At 68.2% G+C, this 19,365-nt stretch carries 17 protein-coding genes, 2 tRNA genes and 1 riboswitch; of the genes, 18 read left to right on the top strand and 1 reads right to left on the bottom strand.

Features of this window, described 5'->3' with window-relative positions:
- The 11 genes from lon to Q0W60_RS03745 all read left to right on the top strand — a co-directional run.
- On the top strand, positions 1 to 2,040 hold a 2,040-nt coding region (gene lon, locus Q0W60_RS03795; RefSeq protein WP_297692719.1), incomplete at its 5' end, for an endopeptidase La.
- A 168-nt stretch (positions 2,041 to 2,208) separates the two neighbouring features.
- Complete coding sequence (locus tag Q0W60_RS03790) at positions 2,209 to 2,484, top strand: HU family DNA-binding protein (RefSeq protein WP_297692717.1); 276 nt, start codon at positions 2,209 to 2,211, stop codon at positions 2,482 to 2,484.
- Between the two features lie 81 nt (positions 2,485 to 2,565).
- Positions 2,566 to 2,656, top strand: a riboswitch (yybP-ykoY riboswitch).
- A 113-nt stretch (positions 2,657 to 2,769) separates the two neighbouring features.
- Positions 2,770 to 3,342 (top strand): TMEM165/GDT1 family protein, encoded by a 573-nt coding sequence (locus tag Q0W60_RS03785; RefSeq protein ID WP_297692723.1) that lies wholly within the window; start codon positions 2,770 to 2,772, stop codon positions 3,340 to 3,342.
- Positions 3,343 to 3,355: 13 nt separating this feature from the next.
- Positions 3,356 to 3,429: transfer RNA gene (locus Q0W60_RS03780), tRNA-Val, on the top strand.
- A gap of 61 nt (positions 3,430 to 3,490) precedes the next feature.
- Complete coding sequence (locus Q0W60_RS03775; protein ID WP_297692715.1) at positions 3,491 to 4,921, top strand: peptide MFS transporter; 1,431 nt, start codon at positions 3,491 to 3,493, stop codon at positions 4,919 to 4,921.
- Between the two features lie 5 nt (positions 4,922 to 4,926).
- Complete coding sequence (locus Q0W60_RS03770; protein WP_297692713.1) at positions 4,927 to 5,847, top strand: aldo/keto reductase; 921 nt, start codon at positions 4,927 to 4,929, stop codon at positions 5,845 to 5,847.
- A 71-nt stretch (positions 5,848 to 5,918) separates the two neighbouring features.
- Entirely contained in the window at positions 5,919 to 7,841 is a 1,923-nt protein-coding gene (locus tag Q0W60_RS03765) for an NAD(P)/FAD-dependent oxidoreductase (protein ID WP_297692711.1), read from the top strand.
- 62 nt (positions 7,842 to 7,903) lie between these two features.
- Positions 7,904 to 8,464, top strand: a complete 561-nt coding sequence (locus Q0W60_RS03760) for an NAD(P)H-dependent oxidoreductase (RefSeq protein WP_297692709.1) — start codon at positions 7,904 to 7,906, stop codon at positions 8,462 to 8,464.
- A gap of 19 nt (positions 8,465 to 8,483) precedes the next feature.
- Positions 8,484 to 9,503, top strand: coding sequence for an acetamidase/formamidase family protein (locus tag Q0W60_RS03755; protein WP_297692708.1), 1,020 nt, complete (start codon positions 8,484 to 8,486; stop codon positions 9,501 to 9,503).
- Positions 9,504 to 9,794: 291 nt separating this feature from the next.
- On the top strand, positions 9,795 to 12,542 hold the full coding sequence (locus tag Q0W60_RS03750) for a TonB-dependent receptor (protein ID WP_297692706.1): 2,748 nt from the start codon (positions 9,795 to 9,797) through the stop codon (positions 12,540 to 12,542).
- A gap of 76 nt (positions 12,543 to 12,618) precedes the next feature.
- A complete protein-coding gene (locus tag Q0W60_RS03745) occupies positions 12,619 to 14,103 on the top strand; it encodes a tetratricopeptide repeat-containing sulfotransferase family protein (protein WP_297692704.1) in 1,485 nt (494 codons plus the stop codon).
- On the opposite strand, the gene Q0W60_RS03740 is transcribed toward Q0W60_RS03745, so the two are convergent.
- A tRNA-Asp gene (locus Q0W60_RS03740) sits at positions 14,082 to 14,158 on the bottom strand. The genes Q0W60_RS03745 and Q0W60_RS03740 overlap by 22 nt on opposite strands.
- A gap of 203 nt (positions 14,159 to 14,361) precedes the next feature.
- On the opposite strand from Q0W60_RS03740, the gene Q0W60_RS03735 reads away from it, so the two are divergent.
- The 7 genes from Q0W60_RS03735 to nuoF are packed head-to-tail and all read left to right on the top strand — an operon-like array spanning position 14,362 to position 19,365.
- A complete protein-coding gene (locus Q0W60_RS03735) occupies positions 14,362 to 14,739 on the top strand; it encodes an NADH-quinone oxidoreductase subunit A (RefSeq protein ID WP_297692702.1) in 378 nt (125 codons plus the stop codon).
- The gene (locus Q0W60_RS03730; protein ID WP_297692700.1) at positions 14,709 to 15,320 is read left to right on the top strand and encodes an NADH-quinone oxidoreductase subunit B; all 612 of its coding nucleotides are present in this window, start codon (positions 14,709 to 14,711) and stop codon (positions 15,318 to 15,320) included. The genes Q0W60_RS03735 and Q0W60_RS03730 overlap by 31 nt, the downstream gene beginning before the upstream one ends.
- Entirely contained in the window at positions 15,317 to 15,958 is a 642-nt protein-coding gene (locus Q0W60_RS03725) for an NADH-quinone oxidoreductase subunit C (RefSeq protein WP_297692699.1), read from the top strand. Before Q0W60_RS03730 ends, Q0W60_RS03725 begins: the two co-directional genes overlap by 4 nt.
- A complete protein-coding gene (locus Q0W60_RS03720) occupies positions 15,955 to 17,181 on the top strand; it encodes an NADH-quinone oxidoreductase subunit D (RefSeq protein ID WP_297692697.1) in 1,227 nt (408 codons plus the stop codon). The genes Q0W60_RS03725 and Q0W60_RS03720 overlap by 4 nt, the downstream gene beginning before the upstream one ends.
- The gene (gene nuoE, locus Q0W60_RS03715) at positions 17,178 to 17,840 is read left to right on the top strand and encodes an NADH-quinone oxidoreductase subunit NuoE (protein ID WP_297692695.1); all 663 of its coding nucleotides are present in this window, start codon (positions 17,178 to 17,180) and stop codon (positions 17,838 to 17,840) included. The genes Q0W60_RS03720 and nuoE overlap by 4 nt, the downstream gene beginning before the upstream one ends.
- Positions 17,837 to 18,049, top strand: coding sequence for a hypothetical protein (locus Q0W60_RS03710; RefSeq protein ID WP_297692693.1), 213 nt, complete (start codon positions 17,837 to 17,839; stop codon positions 18,047 to 18,049). Before nuoE ends, Q0W60_RS03710 begins: the two co-directional genes overlap by 4 nt.
- Before the next feature lie 2 nt (positions 18,050 to 18,051).
- A complete protein-coding gene (gene nuoF, locus Q0W60_RS03705) occupies positions 18,052 to 19,365 on the top strand; it encodes an NADH-quinone oxidoreductase subunit NuoF (RefSeq protein WP_297692691.1) in 1,314 nt (437 codons plus the stop codon).

Below are 19,365 nucleotides of genomic sequence, written 5' to 3'. Positions count from 1 at the left end.
GAGGCCGAGGCGCTGTCGCGCGCCGTCGTCGAGCAGTTCGAGAACTATGTGAAGCTGAACAAGAAGGTGCCGCCCGAGGCGCTGGCGGCCATCCCGCAGATCGACAACCCGGGCGAGCTCGCCGACCGGGTGGCGAGCCACCTGTCGGTGAAGATCGCCGACAAGCAGCAGCTTCTGGAGATCCCGCACGTCGTGAAGCGGCTGGAGCGGGTCTACGCCCTGATGGAGGGCGAGATCTCCGTCATGCAGACGGAGAAGAAGATCCGGAACCGCGTGAAGCGGCAGATGGAGAAGACCCAGCGCGAGTATTACCTGAACGAGCAGATGAAGGCGATCCAGCGCGAGCTGGGCGAGCAGGACGACCACCGCGATGAGCTGATTGAGCTCGAGAAGCGGATCAAGAAGACCAAGCTCTCCAAGGAAGCCCGCGCCAAGGCCGAGTCCGAGCTGAAGAAGCTCCGGAACATGAGCCCGATGTCCGCGGAATCGACCGTCGTCCGGAACTACCTCGACTGGCTGCTCTCGATCCCGTGGGGCAAGGCCAAGACCAAGCCCATCGACCTCACCCAGGCCGAGGAGATCCTGGAAGGCGATCACTACGGCCTGGAGAAGGTGAAGGAGCGGATCCTGGAGTACCTGGCGGTGCAGAGCCGCGTGGGCACCCTGAAGGGCCCGATCCTGTGCCTCGTCGGCCCCCCGGGCGTCGGCAAGACCTCGCTCGGCCGCTCGATCGCCAAGGCCACGGGGCGCGAGTTCGTCCGCGTGTCCCTGGGCGGCGTGCGAGACGAAGCCGAGATCCGGGGTCACCGGCGGACCTACATCGGCTCCATGCCCGGCAAGATCATCCAGTCGATGAAGAAGGCCAAGTCGACCAACGCCTTCTTCCTGTTGGACGAGATCGACAAGATGGGCTCCGACTGGCGGGGCGACCCGTCCTCGGCGCTCCTGGAGGTGCTGGACCCGGCGCAGAACTCCACCTTCAACGACCACTACCTGGAGGTGGACTACGACCTGTCGCCGGTGATGTTCGTCACCACCGCCAACAGCCTCAACATGCCCCAGCCGCTGTTGGACCGCATGGAGATCATCCGCATCCCCGGCTACACCGAGGATGAGAAGGTGGAGATCGCCAAGCGGCACATCCTGCCGAGGCTCACCAAGGACCACGGGCTGAAGCCGGAGGAGTTCATCGTTCCCGACACCTCGATCCATGACCTGATCCGCTACTACACGCGTGAGGCGGGCGTGCGGAACCTGGAGCGGGAACTGGGCAACCTGGCGCGCAAGACCGTCCGTGACCTGTCGCGCGAGAAGCTGCTGTCGATCACCATCGACGAGGAGCGGCTCGAGAAGTACGCGGGCGTGCGCAAGTTCCGCTACGGCGAGACGGACAAGGAAGATCAGGTCGGCATCATCACCGGCCTGGCCTACACCGAGTTCGGCGGCGACATCCTGACCATCGAAGCGGTCAAGATGCCCGGCAAGGGCCGCATGACGGTGACCGGCAACCTGAAGGACGTGATGAAGGAATCCATCTCGGCGGCGAACTCCTATGTGCGCAGTCGGGCGACCCGGTTCGGCATCGAGCCGCCGGTGTTCGAGCGGACCGACGTCCACATCCACGTGCCGGACGGGGCGACGCCCAAGGACGGGCCCTCGGCCGGGGCGGCCATGGCCACGGCCATCGTCTCGGTGCTGACGGGCATCCCGATCCGGGCCGACATGGCGATGACCGGCGAGGTCACGCTGCGCGGCCGGGTGACGGCGATCGGCGGCCTGAAGGAGAAGCTGCTCTCGGCGCTGCGTTCGGGCGTGAAGACGGTCTTGATCCCGGAAGAGAATGAGAAGGATCTCGCCGACATCCCGGACAACGTGAAGGCTGCGCTGGAGATCGTGCCGGTCTCCACCATGGACGAGGTGCTGAAGCAGGCGCTCGTCCGCCAGCCCACGCCCATCGAGTGGAACGAGGCCGACCATCCGCCGGTGGTCACCTCCGACGAGCCGGAGGTCGCCGATCTGGAAGGCATGATCACCCACTGAGGGCGATCACATCTTTGACAGCGGAGCGGCGCGGGAGGATTCCCGCGCCGCTCTCGTTTGACGGCTGAGCTTGGAAGGGCGTTAAATTCCAGACCGGGCGCAGGGGGCCGCACGCTCACGTCCTCCCGCGCGCGCCAATAACAATCATAAGGGGCTGGGAGAACGCACATGACCAAGGCCGAACTGGTCACCGCCATCGCGGACAAGGCGGGCCTGAACAAGGCTCAGGCGAAGCAGGCGCTGGACGCCTTCATCACCTCCGTCTCGTCATCTCTCAAGGCCGGCAAGGAGGTGCGGCTGGTGGGCTTCGGCAGTTTCGTCCCGGTCAAGCGTCCGGCGGGCATGGCCCGCAATCCGCGCACCGGCGAGAAGGTGCGCCGGGCGGCCTCGGCCACCTGCCGCTTCAAGGCGGGCGACACCTTGAAGAGCGTGCTCAATCACTGAACCTGCGACATCGCCGGCGCGGAAAGGGCGGTCCCCGGGGCCGCCTTTTTCATTGGCGCAGCCGGCGGGGCCCGTTAGAAGGCGCTCGTCTTCGGGGAGTAGCCGATCGCGCCTCCAGCGAAGTCCGCGTCAACAGACTTGCGCCTTCCGGCGCATGGCGCGGACGCCGGGTCCGCATGGGCCCGTCCGGCGAGACCGACGATGCGGGCCTCCGGCTGCGGCCGGCGGAGGCCGTCCGCGTCGTCGCGTCAACGCCCGGCCCCGGCGATCGTCCCGACCATGTCCCTGGAACCGCTCTTCACCTCTACCGCCGTGGTCGCTGTCGGCGAGATCGGCGACAAGACCCAGCTGCTGGCGATCGTGCTCGCCGCCCGCTTCCGCAGGCCGCTTCCGATCATCGCCGGCATCCTGGGCGCCACCATCCTGAACCACACCCTGGCCGCGACCCTGGGCTACCTGGTCTCGGACTGGCTCTCCGGCGCGGCGTTCCGGGTGGCGGTCGGGATCGGCTTCATGGCGATGGCGGCTTGGGCCCTGATCCCGGACAAGGCCGACGACGAGGAGGGCCTGGCGAAGAGCCGCGGCGGCGTCTTCGTCACCGCGCTCATCTCGTTCTTCCTGGTCGAGATCGGCGACAAGACGCAGATCGCCACCTCGCTCCTGGCCGCCCGCTACCACCAGATCCTGCCGGTCGCGGCCGGCACGACGCTCGGCATGCTGATCGCCGACATACCGGCGGTGCTGCTGGGCGAGGCCGCGACGCGGATCGTGCCGCTCCGCTACGTGCGGATCGCCGCGGCGCTGATGTTCGGGCTGATCGGCGTCTGGGTGCTTCTGGCGGCCTTCCGGGTGGTCTAGAAGGCGCGCGCGCAGGCGGCTAGCTCAGCTGGTTAGAGCACCCGGTTTACACCCGGGAGGTCTTCGGTTCGAACCCGAAGCCGCCTACGCCGCCCTTCACCTGCGCTGAGGTTTCAGGCTTAAGTGCGCGCGGGGAGCGGAGGATTCCATGACGGCGATCTCTGGGCGCGAGGCCGCGATCCATCAGGACCGCGCGTTCCTGGGCCATCCGAGGGGGCTGGCCTTCCTGGCCTTCACCGAGGCCTGGGAGCGGTTCTCCTACTACGGCATGCAGACGTTGCTGGTGCTCTACATGACCAAGCAGCTGCTGCGGCCGGGGCATATCGAGCGGATCGCTGGCTTTGGCCCGTTCCGGGCGGTGCTCGAGCACGGCCACGCAATGACCATCGTGGCGCTCGCCTCGGCGATCTTCGGGCTCTACACGGCGATGGTCTACGCCACCCCGGCGCTCGGCGGCCTCCTGGCCGACCGGGTGCTCGGCCGCACGCGCACCATCGTGCTGGGCGCGCTCCTGATGGCGCTCGGCCACTTCCTGATGGCTTTCGACCAATCCTTCCTCGTCGCGCTCCTCTGCCTGATGCTGGGGTCCGGGTGCTTCAAGGGCAACATCGCCACCCAGGTGAGCTCGCTCTACGCGCCGGAGGACCTCAGGCGGGCCGACGCCTTCCAGATCTTCTACCTGGGGATCAATGCAGGAGTGATCAGCGCGCCGTTCGTGACCGGCACGCTCGCCGAGAAGGTCGCCTGGCACTACGGCTTCGGCGCGGCCGGCGTGGGCATGCTGATCTCGCTGGTGATCTATCTCGCGGGCCGGCGGCACCTGCCGCCCGATCCGCCGTTGCGCCGCGAGACGGAAAAGGCCGCCCGAGCGCCGATGACCGCCCAAGAGTGGCGCAGCGTGATCCTGCTCCTGTGCCTCCTGCCGGTGCTGGCCGCCTCGATCGTCGGCAACAACCAGATCTTCAACGCCTACCTGCTGTGGGCCGACAAATCGGTCGACCGGCACCTGTTCGGCGTGCCGTTCCTGACCGAGTACCTGGTCTCGATCGACTCCGTCGTCTCGGTCGCGACGCTCGCCGGAATGGTGATCTTCTGGCGTTGGTGGAAGACGCGGTTCAAGGAGCCGGACGAGCTCGGCAAGATCGTCATCGGCTGCCTGTTCGGGGGCGTGGGCGTGGCCTGCCTGGCGGCCGGGGCGGCGATCGCCGCAGCCTCCGGGCAGAAGGTCTCGATGGGCTGGCTGCTCGCCTTCCACATCCTGAACGACATCGGCTTCGCCAACGTGCTGCCGGTGGGTCTCGCGCTCTATGCGCGGGCCGCGCCGCGGGCGCTCGCCGGCACGATCGTCGGCATCTACTACCTGCACCTGTTCGCCGGGAACCTGGCGGTGGGCTGGCTGGGCGGGCTGCTCGACAAGATGCCCGCGGTCCAGTTCTGGCTGCTGCACGCCGCGCTGGTGACCGGCGCGGGCGTGGTGTTCTTCTTCGTGCGCCTGGCGTTCGGCCGTCTCCTGAGCGGAGAGCCCGCCGAGCCGGACCTGGCCGAGGTGGTGGCGGCCGACGCCCAAGAGACGCCCTAGGCGCGATGCTCTACCGCCCGCTCGGCCGCACCGGGCTCGAGGTCTCCGAGATCGGCTTCGGCTGCGCGAGCTGGTGGGCGAAGCCAGCGTTCGACGAGCGCCAGGCGGCGCGGCTGGTCCACGCGGCGATCGATCTCGGGGTCACCCTCTTCGACACCGCGGCCAGCTATGGCGCGGGCCAGGCGGAGCTGCGGCTCGGCCGGGCGCTCCAGGGCCGCGACGCCTCGCGCCTGGTTATCGCCAGCAAGGCCGGGAGCTATGCGGATGCGGGCGGACGCGTCCGGCGGGATTTCTCGGCGGCGGGCATCCGCGCCAGCGCCGAGCGGAGCCTGAAGCGCCTCGGCCTCGAGGTGCTGCCGATCCTGCAGCTGCACGGGCCGGCGCTGGAGGAGCTCACGCCCGAGCTGCTGGCGGTCCTGGCGGAGCTGAAGGCGCAGGGACGGGTGCGCGCGCTGGGCGTCAACAGCTTCGATCCGGACGTGATCGCGCACGCGATCGGCCTACCCGAGCTCGACGTGGTCATGGTCGACTACAATGTCATGCGGCCGGACCGCGAGCCGCTGATCGCCCGCGCCGCAGCGGCCCGGAAGGGCGTGCTCGCCGGCATGCCGCTCGCCATGGGCCACACGGGCCTGAAGGTCGCCTCGCTGAAGGGGCCGCAGGACCTCTGGTACGCGGCGCGCGGCCTGGTCCGGCATCGGCGCGAGGTCGCGAGCGGCCTGCGCTTCGGGTTCCTGCATCGGCTGCCCGAGATCACCGGCTCGCAGGCGGCGCTCGCCTATGTGCTGGCCGATCCCGCCGTGTCGGCGGCGGTGGTCGGCACCACCCGGCTCGCCCACCTTCGGGAAGACGCGGCCGCCTCGGGCCTGAGGCTCCCGGGGGAAGCCATGATGCGGATCCGCGCCGCTCAGCGCGGGCTTCGGTGATCGGCCCTTCCGCTCGGGGCCGAGCCGAGTCATCTTCGCCTGAACGCCGATAACCTTCGAAGGACCCACCGATGACGGTCGACAAAGCCAAGCTCGACGACGCCCTGGCCGTCGCGCACCTTCCCGCGCTGGTGGCCGCCATGGTCCATGTGACCGGCGATCCATCCTGGCTGAAGGACGAGTGGCGCCCGGCCTACCAGCCGCTGACCCGCGGGGAGACGGGCCTCGGCCCCGAGATCGACGGCCAGATCCGCGCCGCCTGCCGCGCGGCGCTCATCGAATTCCTGGCCGGCGACGGCAAGCTGCCGCCTCCGCCGTCCGAGGCGACGGTGCGCAGGATGATGGACTTCGTGGCCGGGGCGCCGATCCCCGAGGGCTACGCCGACTTCGCCATGGATGAGCTCGCGATCTCCGGCGAGAACTCCAAGGCGCCGCATTTCGACCAGCCGCGGGTGCGGGAGAACGCCCGCAAGCTGAAGGTGCTGGTGATCGGAGCGGGGATGTCGGGCCTGCTCGCCGGCGTCCGGCTCTCGCAGGCCGGACTCGCCTTCGAGATCGTCGACAAGAATCCCGAGGTGGGCGGCACCTGGTTCGAAAACACCTATCCCGGTTGCCGGGTGGACAACTCGAACCACATGTACAGCTACTCCTTCGAGCCGAACCACGCCTGGCCGCAGTTCTTCTCGCCGCAGCCGGAGCTGCTCAAGTACTTCAAGGGGGTCGCCGACAAGTACGGCCTGCGCAAGCACATCCGCTTCGAGACGCTGGTCGAGACCTGCGTCTGGGACGAGGCCAAGGCGGTGTGGCGCGTGACGCTGCGGACGAAGGACGGCGGGCGGGAGGCGGTGGAGGCCAATGCGGTGATCTCCGCGGTCGGCCAGCTCAACCGGCCGCGCTATCCGGACATCGAGGGCCGCGACAGTTTCAAGGGCCCAGCCTTCCACTCCGCGGAATGGCGCCACGACGTGGACCTGACCGGCAAGCGGGTGGCGGTGATCGGCACCGGCGCCTCGGCCTTCCAGTTCGTGCCGGAGATCGCGCCCAAGGTGGGCCAGCTCACCGTCTTCATGCGCAATCCGCCCTGGGGTCTGCCGGTGGCGCACTACCACGAAAACGTGCCGGAGGGGTTCAAGTGGCTCCTCCACAACGTGCCGTACTACGACAAGTGGTACCGCTTTTTCCTGTTCTGGACGACGACCGAGGGCTTCCTGCCCATGGTCAAGTCGGACCCGGCCTGGAACGACACCCGCGCGGTCAGCCAGGTGAACGCCGAGCTGCGCGAGATGGTCGCCCAGTACCTCGCAGCCCAGGTCGCCGACCGGCCGGACCTGGTCGACAAGGTGGTGCCCACCTATCCGATCGGCGGCAAGCGCGCGGTGCTCGACAACGGCGTGTGGCTGGGCGCGCTGAAGCGGGAGAACGTCGAACTGGTGACGGAGAAGGTCACGAAGATCACGCCCACCGGCATCGTCACCGCCGACGGGCGCGAGCACGAGGTCGACGTGCTGATCTACGGCACCGGCTTCCAGGCCTCGAATTTCCTCTCATTCTATGAGGTGACGGGCAAGGACGGCCGCGAGCTGCACGAGCGCTGGGGCGGCGACGCGCGGGCCTATCTCGGCATCACGGTGCCGGGCTTCCCGAACTTCTTCATCATCTACGGGCCCAACACCAACATCGTGGTCAACGGCTCGATCATCTTCTTCTCGGAGTCCGCCGTCCGCTACATCGTGGGCTGCCTGAGGCTCCTGGCCGAGAGCGGCGCACGGGCCATGGAGGTGAAGCAGACGGTCCACGACGCCTTCAACGTGAAGGTCGACGAAGCCAACAAGGGCTGGGCCTGGGGCTCGCCGCACGTCTCCAGCTGGTACAAGAACCAGTTCGGCCGGGTGAGCCAGAACTGGCCGTTCGGCCTGATCGACTACTGGCGCGCGACGCTCGCGCCCAATCCCGACGACTTCCGACTGGAGCGGCAGCCGGAGCCGGTGGGTTAGGGCGCAACTTCCCAAGGCGGCCGCGCTGATCTAAGGCGGCGGCTTCCTAATCGGAGGCCGCCATGGCGCTGCAGCTGAATGTCATCACTGTCTCGACGCGCCCGGGCCGGGTCGGGCCCAAGGTCGCCCAGTGGTTCCTGGAGTTTGCGAAGGCGCACCGCGGCTTCGAGGTGGCCGCGGTCGATCTCGCCGGTTTCAACCTGCCGGTGTTCGACGAGCCGAAGCACCCGCGGTTCAAGGACTACCAGCACGACCACACCAAGGCCTGGAGCGCGAGCGTCGAGGCGGCGGACGCCTTCGTCTTCGTGACCCCCGAGTACAACTATTCGCCCTCGCCCGCCTTCGTGAATGCGGTCGATTTCCTGTTCCGGGAGTGGGGCTACAAGGTCGCGGGCCTGGTGACCTACGGCGGGCCGCTCGGCGGAGCGCGCGCCGCGCAGATGGAAAAGCTGATGCTCACCTCGGTGAAGGTGATGACCATTCCCGAGGGCGTCAGCATTCCCTTGCCGACGCACATGAAGGATGGCCAGTTCACGCCCAGCCCGCCGATCGAGGCCTCGGCCAAGGCGATGCTCGACGAGCTGGTGAAGTGGACGGGCGCGCTGAAGCCGCTGCGCGGCTGAGCGCGAGGAGGAGGGGGCGATGATCGGCAGGATCCTCGCGGGCGCGGCTCTGGCGCTTGCGGCCGGGGCGGCGGAGGCGCAGCCGGCGCGCACCTTCGAGTTGCCTGTGACGCCCGCCACCGTCGCCTGGGGCAACTACGACGCCGCGCACGCCCCGGCGCTCACCATCCGGTCCGGCGACACGGTGGTGTTCCACACGCTCCTGACCAACAGCCCGACCGGGCTGGAGCGGGCCGGATTGCCGCCCGACCAGGTCGAGCCGGCGCTGCGCGAAGTGTTCGCCAAGGTCACCGACCGCGGGCCCGGCGGCCACATCCTGACCGGGCCGGTGTTCATCGAGGGCGCCGAGCCCGGCGACACGCTCGAGGTCCGCATCCTGAAGATCGATCTCGCCATCCCCTACGCCTACAACGGCTTCCGCTACGGGGCCGGGATCCTCTCCGACGACTTCCCTTACGCGCGCACCCGAATCATCCCGCTCGACCGCACGCGGATGGTGGCGAACTTCGCGCCGGGCGTGACGATCCCCTTGCGCCCGTTTTTCGGCAGCATGGGCGTGGCGCCGCCCCCCGCCGTCGGCCGCTATGATTCGACTCCGCCGACGTTCATCGGCGGCAACATGGACAACAAGGAGCTCACAGTCGGCACGACGCTTTTCCTGCCGGTGTTCGTGAAGGGCGCGCTGTTCGAGGTGGGCGACGGGCACGCGGGGCAGGGCAACGGCGAATCGGACGTCACCGCGCTGGAGACCTCGCTGGTCGGGACCCTGCAGTTCATCGTGCGCAAGGACCTGAAGACCGCCTACCCCCGCGCCGAGACGCCGACTCACTACATCGCCATGGGCTTCGACGACGACCTCTCCATCGCCGCGCACAAGGCGGTGCGCGAGGCGGTGGATTTCCTGGTCGCGCAGAAGCACCTCTCGCGCGAGGACGCCTACATGCTGGTCAGCGTCGCGGGCGACGTGGACATCACCGAGCTCGTGGACCGCAACAAGGGCGTCCACGTGATGATTCCCAAGGCGATCTTCGCGAAATAGGGCGGGGCGGCCGCGACTGTCCGGACACGCTCACGTGAGTGTGGCGCCCAAGCCCTAGGCGCGGCCCGGGTTCGGGCATATGGCTAAAAAGCGACAGCGGGAGGACGGCGTGTTTCCCGAACGCAATAGCTACCTTGCCAAGCTTGTCCTTCGCCGCCTAGGCTCGTTGTAGGCAGAGCTGCCTATCGTTTCCGGACCCGGCCGGAGAGCCGGGCCGGAGCCCCACGGGAGGACCAGGATATCATGGCAAAACGCAGCTATTTGTGTGGCGGGTCGGCGCTTGCCCTCGTCGTGAGTCTCAGCGCGTTCGAGGCCCACGCCCAGGCGGCCGCCCCGGCCCCGCCGCCGGCCAACGCCGCGGCGTCGACGCAGCTTTCGGACCTCATCGTGGTGGCCGAGAAGCGCGAACAGCGGCTCGAGACCGTGCCGGTTGCGATCTCCGCCTTCAGCGCCGAACAGCGGACACTGGTGGGCATCCAGTCGGTGCAGGACCTGACCAACTTCACCCCTGGCTTTCACTACCAGTCGGCGTCAGACCGGCCGTACATGCGCGGAATCGGGCGCAACACCGACAACCTGGCCGTCGCCTCGGCCGTGGCCACCTACTACGACGGCGTCTACTACGGCGCGAACGCCACCATCCTCCTGCAGCACTCCGACCTGTTCATCGACACGATCGAAGTCGACCGCGGCCCGCAGAACTCGCTGCATGGCGCGAACGCCGACGGCGGCACGATCAACTACACCACCAAGCGGCCGACGAAGGACTTCTACGCGGAGGGCCGCGTCGGCATCGCCAACAACGAGCGCCGCTGGGGCGAGGCTGTGGTCTCCGGCCCGATCACCGACTGGCTGCGCTTCCGCCTGGGCGGCAACATCACCTCCGAGACCGGCGGCTTCTTCAACAATCTCGGCTCGGGCAAGGACGCCGGCGGGAGCCTGCCGCAGCAGACGGCCGGCCAGAGCCAGTACATCGAAGGCCAGATCGATGCGAACATCGGCAAGCTCGACGCCTGGTTCAAGATGTCGAGCGGCACGATGTCGGCCGACTATCACCAGTCGGCGCGCTTCGGGAACTTCCCCAACGACTACCAGGAGAACGGCTCTTTCTCGCCGAACACCTTCTTCGGGCTGTGCGGCCTGCCCGGCGTAGCCAACAGTCCCGGCGGAGCCAACGGCTGCACCGGAGCCTTTGCGGGCGGCCAGACAGTGGTGCCGGGCTCGGTCGTCGGCGGCCCGACCTTCGCCAACGCCTTCCCGGGCAACAACCCGGCGAACGTCGATCCGCACGAATTCATCGAGAACTACGACGCCACCAACAAGGAGCGGGCGAACTTCCAGTTCGCGACCAACCTGACCTATCACTTCGGGCCGGCCGATCTCGTCTATTACGGCGGCTACCAGAAGTTCAACTACGTCCTGAACTTCATCCCGACCTACACCGACAGCGGCATCAACTCGTTCCAGCTGGCCGGTCCGACAACGCCGTCAGGAACCTGCCTCTTCCTCGCTGGAAACATCGGCGCCAATGCCGCGGGATGCACCCAGCCGCTGACCGTCTTCCCGATCCCCAACACCACCTTCTTCCAGGAGCGGGACCACTTCTTCAGCCACGAGATCAACCTCGTCTCGACGACCGACAGCCCGCTGCAGTACATCCTCGGCGCCTACTATTATCACGAGCACTACGACCAGCCGGTCTGGGCGGGCGTGATGCCGGCGCAAACACAGCTTGCGCATCCGGTGAGCCTGACCCTGGGGCCATCCCCGGTGAACCCGGCGAGCGCCGTCTCCACCTCAGACACCAAGCTGGACTACGACTCCTGGGCGCTGTTCGGTCACGTGGACTACAAGATCACCGACGCCTTCAAGGCCCACGCAAGCCTGCGCTACACGCACGACCACAAGTTCGGCGAACAGTTCTGGCGGTTCGAGGAGTTCGCAGTGCTGGCCGGCCTGCGGCCGTCCAACCTGGGCGCCCTGACCCCGGCGGTGGACGTCACGCCGCTGGCCGTCGGCAACAGCCTCACGCAGGGATTCCCCGGCGCCAGCATCGCCCACATCGATCCGCTCACAGGCAACGCCACGCGCGCCCTCGACGCCTCCTGGACCGCCTTGACCGGCGACGTCGGCCTCGACTGGACGCCGGATCCCGACACCCTGGTCTACGGGAAGTACAGCCGGGGCTACAAGGCGGGCGGCTTCTCGACGTTCACCTTGCAGGACAATCCGGAAACCCAGAAGGAAACGGTGGACGCCTTCGAGGTCGGCCTGAAGAAGACCTTCGCGCGCACCATCCAGCTGAACGCGGCGGCGTTCTGGTACAATTACAAGAACGACCAGATCCCGCTGGCGGTCCAGAACGCGCAGGGCCTGATCGCCACCCAGCTGTTCAACCTGAAGTCCGTGCACATCTATGGCGTCGAACTGGAAGGCGTTTGGCGGCCGATCGACGAGCTGGCGATCAGCGCGCAGTACGCCTATCTCAGCGCCAAGGTGAACGACCCGGGCGCCTGCTTCGAGGACACCGTCGATCCGCTCGCCCAGCAACCCGGCGCCAACATCTCCGGCTGCTCGGCCGCTGTGATCAACACGACCACGCACGCGGTCACGTCACCGGCGACGCAGAACCTGAAGGGCAACCAGCTTCCCGAAGCGCCGCCCAACAAGGTCTCGCTCAACGCGATCTACACCTTCACCTTCGATCCCGGGAAGCTCGCGATCTCGGGCAGCTACATCTGGAAGGACAAGACCTACGGGTCGTTGTTCAACCGGCCCTATGCGCTCGCCCCGGCGCTGAACCAGGTGAATCTGCGGGCGGTGTGGACCAGCGCCGACAACAGCTGGAACCTGATCGCCTACGTCGACAACGTGTTCGACAAGGATAACCGCGACGCGCGGACGGGCAGCCTCGTCAGGTCGCCGTCGATCGATCCCGTCACCAACCTGCCTGTGGCCGGCTCGGGCATCGTCACCCTGAACGACTTCCTGGTGAACCCGCGGGTCTATGGCGTGGAGCTTCGCGTCCGCTTCCACTGACGCATCAGGGACGCGCCGAGCGATCGGCGCGTCCCGCTCCCTGGCCCGCCGGCCGGCCCACGCCTAGGATCGCGCGATGGATTCGGCCGGCTTGTCGCGCAAGCTCGACGACGGTGCGCGGCGCTTCGCGGCGGGCGACCTCACGGGCGCCGCGCGCGCCTATCGCGAGGCTGAGCGGCTCGCGCCCGACGACTTGCGCGCCGGCTATTCGCTGGCGATCATCGACATCCGCGAGGGCCGGCTTGCGCGGGCGCGGACACGGCTGGAGACGGTGGTCCGCCGCGAACCGCAGCACGCCATGGCGCAGCACAACCTGGGCGCGGTCGCCCAGCAGCTCGGCGACTGGGAGGCCGCCGCCCGCGCCTATGCCGCAGCGATCGCCGCGCGGCCCGACGCGGCCGCCACCCGCGAAGCGCTGGCGATCGCGCTCGCCATCCTGGGCCGCGTCGACGAGGCGGTGGGCCAGCACCGCGAGCTGGCCTGCGAGCCGGATCGCCGCTGGGCCGCGCTGACCCGCATCGCACTCCTCGATCCCTCGGCCATAGCGGAGGCGGAGCTCGGAGAGATGCACGGCGCCGCGACCCAGGCGAGCGTGGACGCCGAAACGCGGGCCGGACTCTGCTTCGCGATCGGCGAGGTGCTGGACCGCCGCGGCCAGCCCGCCCAGGCGTTCGAAGCCTTCGCCGAGGGCAACCGGCTGAAGCGCGGCCTGATCAATGCCCCGGGCGCAGCGCGCGCCAACGCCCAGGCCGCCGAGCGGATGCAGGCGCGGATGACGGCGGACTTCCTCGCCGCGCACGAGGGCAGGGGCGACCGCACGGCTCAGCCGATCTTCATCGTGGGCTTCCCGCGCTCGGGCTCGACCCTCATCGAGCAGGTGCTGGCGATCCATCCGCAGGTCCAGGGCCTGGGGGAGACGGGCGTGCTGCCCGAGCTCCTGGCGCAGGCCTACCCGGCCGCTCCGCGCCTTCCCGCCGCGCAGCTGAAGGACCTCGGCCACCGCTACCTGGCGGCCATGCGCGCCCGCGGCTGGGATGGCCGGCGGCGGTTCGTCGACAAGACGCTGGAGAACTACCTGCACGTCGGCATGATCCACCTGATGTTCCCGCGCGCCAGGATCGTCGAGAGCGTGCGCGATCCGATGGACGCCGGCCTATCCGCCTTCCGGCAGCTGTTCGCGAGCGGCAACGAGACGCTCTACGACCTGGCCGACATCGGCGCCGAATACCGCCGCTACCGCGCCCTGATGGACCACTGGCGCGAGGTGCTGCCCGGGCGGGTGATCGAGACGCCCTACGAAGCCCTGGTCGCCGATCCGGAGCCGGAGATCCGCGTCCTGCTGGCGCGGCTCGGCCTGCCGTGGGATCCCGCCGTGCTGCGCTTCCATGAGCGCGGGGGGGCGGTCAGGACGGCGAGCTCGGTTCAGGTGCGCAGGCCGATGTCGACGGCCTCGGTCGGCGCCTGGCGGGCGCTTGCCGACCAGCTCCGGCCGCTGATCGCGGCGCTCGGCCCGCTTGGCCCGTCGCCGAATGGAGGAAGTGGCGCGAGTGACGGGACTTGAACCCGCGACCTCCGGCGTGACAGGCCGGCGCTCTAACCAACTGAGCTACACCCGCACAAGGGGCCGGGCCGGCCCGTCGCGAAGTCGCGTCTGATAGGTCCCGGCCGGAATCGTGTCAACGGAAGAGTGGTCGGGGCTCCGCCCGGCATCTTCCGTGAGATTTCGGAGCTGGTCCGTGAGGTTTCATCGGTACGCCAAGCCCCGTTTGAATCGCGAGAATGGCTGGTCTAGAAGGGCGCCCGACTCCCCGAGGATTCCATGACCGCGTTCCTCCTTCAGTACCTGCCCATCGTGATCTTCCTGGGGATCGCGGGGGCCCTGGGCCTCGCCTTCATCCTGGCCGCCTGGGTGCTGGCGCCGAAGGCGCCGGACCCGGAGAAGCTGTCGTCCTACGAGTGCGGCTTCAACGCCTTCGACGATGCGCGGATGAAGTTCGACGTCCGCTTCTACCTGGTCTCCATTCTGTTCATCATCTTCGATCTGGAGGTGGCCTTCCTGTTCCCCTGGGCGGTGGCGTTGATGAAGTTGCCGGCGGCGGCCAGCCAGTTCGCCTTCTGGTCGATGATGTCGTTCCTGGGCGTGCTCACCGTGGGCTTCATCTACGAGTGGAAGAAGGGAGCCCTGGAATGGGAGTGATCGTCCCACCAGGCGAAGCGCGGTCTTCCATGGCGCCTGCCGGGGAGGCCGGACGCAGTTCGGTCGAAGGCTACGATCCCAAACGCCACGATCCGTTCTTCGACGGCGTCTCGCAGCAACTGGCCGACAAGGGCGTCATCACCGCCGGGCTGGACGACCTGATCACCTGGGCGCGCACGGGCTCGCTGATGTGGATGACGTTCGGGCTGGCCTGCTGCGCGGTCGAGATGATGCAGGCCTCGATGCCCCGGTACGACCTCGAGCGCTACGGCTTCGCGCCGCGCGCCAGCCCGCGGCAGTCGGACGTGATGATCGTAGCGGGCACGCTCTGCAACAAGATGGCTCCGGCGCTTCGCAAGGTTTACGACCAGATGCCCGAGCCGCGCTACGTGATCTCGATGGGCTCCTGCGCCAACGGCGGCGGCTACTACTACTTCAGCTACTCCGTGGTGCGCGGCTGCGACCGGATCGTGCCGGTCGACGTCTACGTGCCCGGCTGCCCGCCCACCGCCGAGGCCCTGGTCTACGGCGTGCTGCAGCTGCAGAAGAAGATCCGGCGGACGGGAACCATCGTCCGATGACCTGGCCACATAAGTCCGCCGAGCTGGAAAGGCTCGGGAAGCGGCTCGTCGCCAACAGCGCCGGCGCGCTGACCAGCTTCGAGGTGGCGTACGGCGAGCTCAATCTGACCGCGCAGCCGCCGCGCATCGCCGAGGCGATGAGCTACCTGCGCGACGCCCACGGCTTCCAGCAGCTGATCGACGTCTGCGGGGCGGACTATCCCGAGCGCGAGCGGCGCTTCGACGTGGTCTACCACCTTCTCTCGATGACCCAGAACCTGCGCTGCCGGGTGAAGGTGGAGACCGACGAGGACTCGGCCGTGCCCTCCGTCACCGCGGTCTACCCCTGCGCCGACTGGTACGAGCGCGAAGCCTTCGACATGTACGGCATCTTCTTTGAGGGCCATCCCGACCTTCGGCGGATCCTGACCGACTACGGCTTCCACGGCCATCCGCTCCGCAAGGACTTCCCGATGACCGGCTTCGTGGAGGTCCGCTACGACGACGAGCTGAAGCGCGTGGTCTATGAGCCAGTGAAGTCGGTGGAATGGCGCAACTGGGACTTCCTCTCGCCCTGGGAGGGCGTGGAGAAGGGCTTCGCGCCGATCCCCGGAGACGAGAGGGCGGCCCTGGAAGACAAGCGCGGGGCCAAGCGATGACCGGCGAGAACGCGCCCGCGCTGCCGATGAACGCGGACCTCCCGGAAACCCCGGTCCGTAAGTTCAACATCAACTTCGGTCCGCAACACCCGGCGGCGCACGGCGTGCTGCGCCTGGTGCTGGAGCTCGACGGGGAGGTGGTCGACCGCGTCGATCCGCACATCGGCCTGCTGCACCGCGGCACCGAGAAGCTGATGGAGGCCAGGCCGTACCAGCAGACCATCCCTTACTTCGACCGCCTGGACTACGTGGCGCCAATGAACCAGGAGCACGCCTATGTGCTCGCCATCGAGCGGCTGATCGGCGTCGAGGTCCCGATCCGCGGCGTGTTGATCCGCACCCTCTACGATGAGATCGGCCGGATACTGAATCACCTGCTGAACGTCACCACCCAGGCCATGGACGTGGGCGCGCTCACCCCGCCGCTGTGGGGCTTCGAAGAGCGCGAGAAGCTGATGGTGTTCTACGAGCGGGCCTCCGGCGCGCGCATGCACGCCAACTACTATCGCGTGGGCGGCGTGCGTCAGGACCTGCCGCCGGAGCTCGTGCAGGACATCGTCGACTGGTGCGGCCACTTCCCGAAGGTGCTCGATGACATCGAGGGCCTGATCACCGAGAACCGCATCTTCAAGCAGCGCAACGTCGACATCGGCAAGGTGACCAAGGACGAGGCGCTGGCCTGGGGCTTCTCCGGGGTGATGGTGCGCGGCTCGGGCATCGAGTGGGACCTGCGCCGCACCCAGCCCTACGCCGCCTACAACGAGATGGAGTTCGAGATCCCGGTGGGCGTGCACGGCGACTGCTACGACCGCTACCTCTGCCGGATGGAGGAGATGCGGCAGTCGACCAAGATCATGCAGCAGTGCTGCGAGCGGCTGAAGAAGACGCCCGGCCTAGTGCTCTCCGACGATCACAAGATCGCCCCGCCGCGGCGCGGCGAGATGAAGCGCTCGATGGAGGCGCTCATCCACCACTTCAAGATCTACACCGAAGGCTACCGGCCGCCGCCCGGCGAGGTCTACGCCTGCGTCGAGGCGCCGAAGGGCGAGTTCGGCGTCTACCTGGTCTCGGACGGGACGAACAAGCCTTACCGCTGCAAGATCCGCGCGCCGAGCTACGCCTTCCTGCAGGCGATGGACTGGATGACCCGCGGCCACATGCTGGCCGACGTCTCGGCCGTGCTGGGCTCGCTCGACATCGTGTTCGGGGAGATCGACCGTTGAGCGTCCGCCGCCTGGCCGTCGAGCAGCCCGAAAGCTTCGCCTTCCGGGCGGATACCCTGAAGGCCGCCAGGGCCTGGATCGGCAAGTTCCCTGCGGGTCGGCAGGCCTCGGCGGTGATCCCGGTGCTGTGGCTGGTGCAGATGCAGGAGGGCTGGGTCTCCGAACCCGCGATCCGCGCCGTCGCCGAACTGCTCGACATGCCGGTGATCCGGGTCTTCGAGGTGGCGACCTTCTACACCATGTTCATGCTGGAGCCGGTGGGCACGCATGCGCTCATCCAGGTGTGCGGCACGACGCCCTGCCAGCTGCGCGGCTCGGAAGCCCTGATGGACGTCTGCAAGCGCCGCATCGGGCCGCGCGATCACCGCTCGGCCGACGGCAAGCTCTATTGGCAGGAAGTCGAGTGCATGGGCGCCTGCGCCAACGCCCCGATGGTGGCGATCAACGACCTGTATTACGAGGACCTCACGCCCGAGGCGCTCGAGGCGCTGATCGACGAGTTCGCGGCCGAGCGGCGCCCGAAGCCCGGCTCGGCGATCGGCCGGCAGGGTTCGGCGCCGGAGGGCGGCCCGACGACTCTGACCGATCCCGCGCTCTACGACGGCTCACGCGCCAAGCCGATCACCATCCCGAACCTTCCGGCGAAGGAGCGGGCGTGAGCATCGACCTGCGCGCCGCCAAGAAGCGGCTGATCGTGATGGGCGTGATCGACGGCGCGTGCTTGCTGGCGGCGCTGGCCGCGATCGCGGTCTATGTCGTAACGCACCGGCAGCCGGCGCTGATCGCCTTCGCCGTGTCGCTGGCGAGCGGTTTCGGGGCGCAGATCTGGTTCATCGCGGGCCTCAGGCGCCCGGGCGAGGGAGCGTAGGCGTGGCGGGTCTGCTGGCGGACAAGGACCGCATCTTCACCAACCTCTACGGCCTCCACGACTGGGGCCTGGAGGGCGCCAAGCAGCGCGGCTGCTGGAACGGAACCAAGGAGATCATCGACCAGACCCCGGAGTGGATCTGCGACCAGATCAAGGCCTCGGGCCTGCGCGGCCGCGGCGGCGGCGGATTCGGCACCGGGCTCAAGTGGACTTTCATGCCCAAGCAGGAGAGTGAGCGGCCGCACTACCTGCTGGTCAACGCCGACGAGAGCGAGCCCGGCGCCTGCAAGGACCGGGAGATCCTCAGGAACGACCCCCATCTCCTGATCGAAGGGTGCCTGGTCGCCTGCCGCGGGATCCGCGCACACACCGCCTACATCTACATCCGCGGCGAGTACGTCTTCGAGCGCGAGCGGCTCGAGGCCGCGATCAAGCAGGCTTATGAGGCGAAGCTGATCGGCCCCGGCAACGTCAACGGCTGGGACTGCGACGTGCGGGTGACGCATGGCGGCGGCGCCTACATCTGCGGCGACGAAACCGCGCTCATGGAGAGCTTCGAGGGCAAGAAGGGACAGCCGCGCCTGAAGCCGCCGTTCCCGGCCGGGGCCGGCATCTACGGCTGCCCGACGACGGTGAACAACGTCGAATCCATCGCCGTGGTGGGCACGATCCTGCGGCGCGGGGCCGACTGGTTCGCGGGCTTCGGCACCGAGAAGTCGACCGGCACGAAGCTGTTCGCGGCCTCCGGCCACGTGAACCGGCCCTGCGTGGTCGAGGACGCCATCGGCATCCCCATGCGCCAGCTGATCGAGGACTATTTCGGCGGCGTCCGCGGCGGCTGGGGCAACCTGAAGGCCGTCGTTCCCGGCGGCATCTCCATGCCGATGATCCCGGCCGCCGAAGCCGAGGAAGCGATCATGACCTTCGAGGACCTGGCGGCGCGCAAGTCGGGCCTGGGCACGGGCACAATGATCGTCATGGACAAGGACGCCGACCTGGTGAAGGCGATCGCCCGGGCCGCCTACTTCTACAAGCACGAGAGCTGCGGCCAGTGCACGCCCTGCCGCGAAGGCACCGGCTGGATGTGGCGGGTGATGGAGCGGATGGTCACCGGCGAGGCCGAGATGAGCGAGATCGACCTGCTGCTGGACGTGGCTTCCCAGGTCGAGGGGCACACGATCTGCGGCCTTGGCGACGCCGCCGCCTGGCCGATCCAGGGTCTGTTCCGCCACTTCCGCCCGGAAGTGGAGGCGCGGATCAACACCTACCGCGCGCGCAAGGGATCCTTTCCCGGCGCCAAGGTGGCGGCGGAGTAG

This window comes from Phenylobacterium sp. (assembly GCF_025934275.1).
GTDB lineage: Bacteria > Pseudomonadota > Alphaproteobacteria > Caulobacterales > Caulobacteraceae > Phenylobacterium.
The sequence above is the reverse complement of the archived record's forward strand: the minus strand, read 5'-3'. Positions and strand labels throughout refer to the sequence as shown.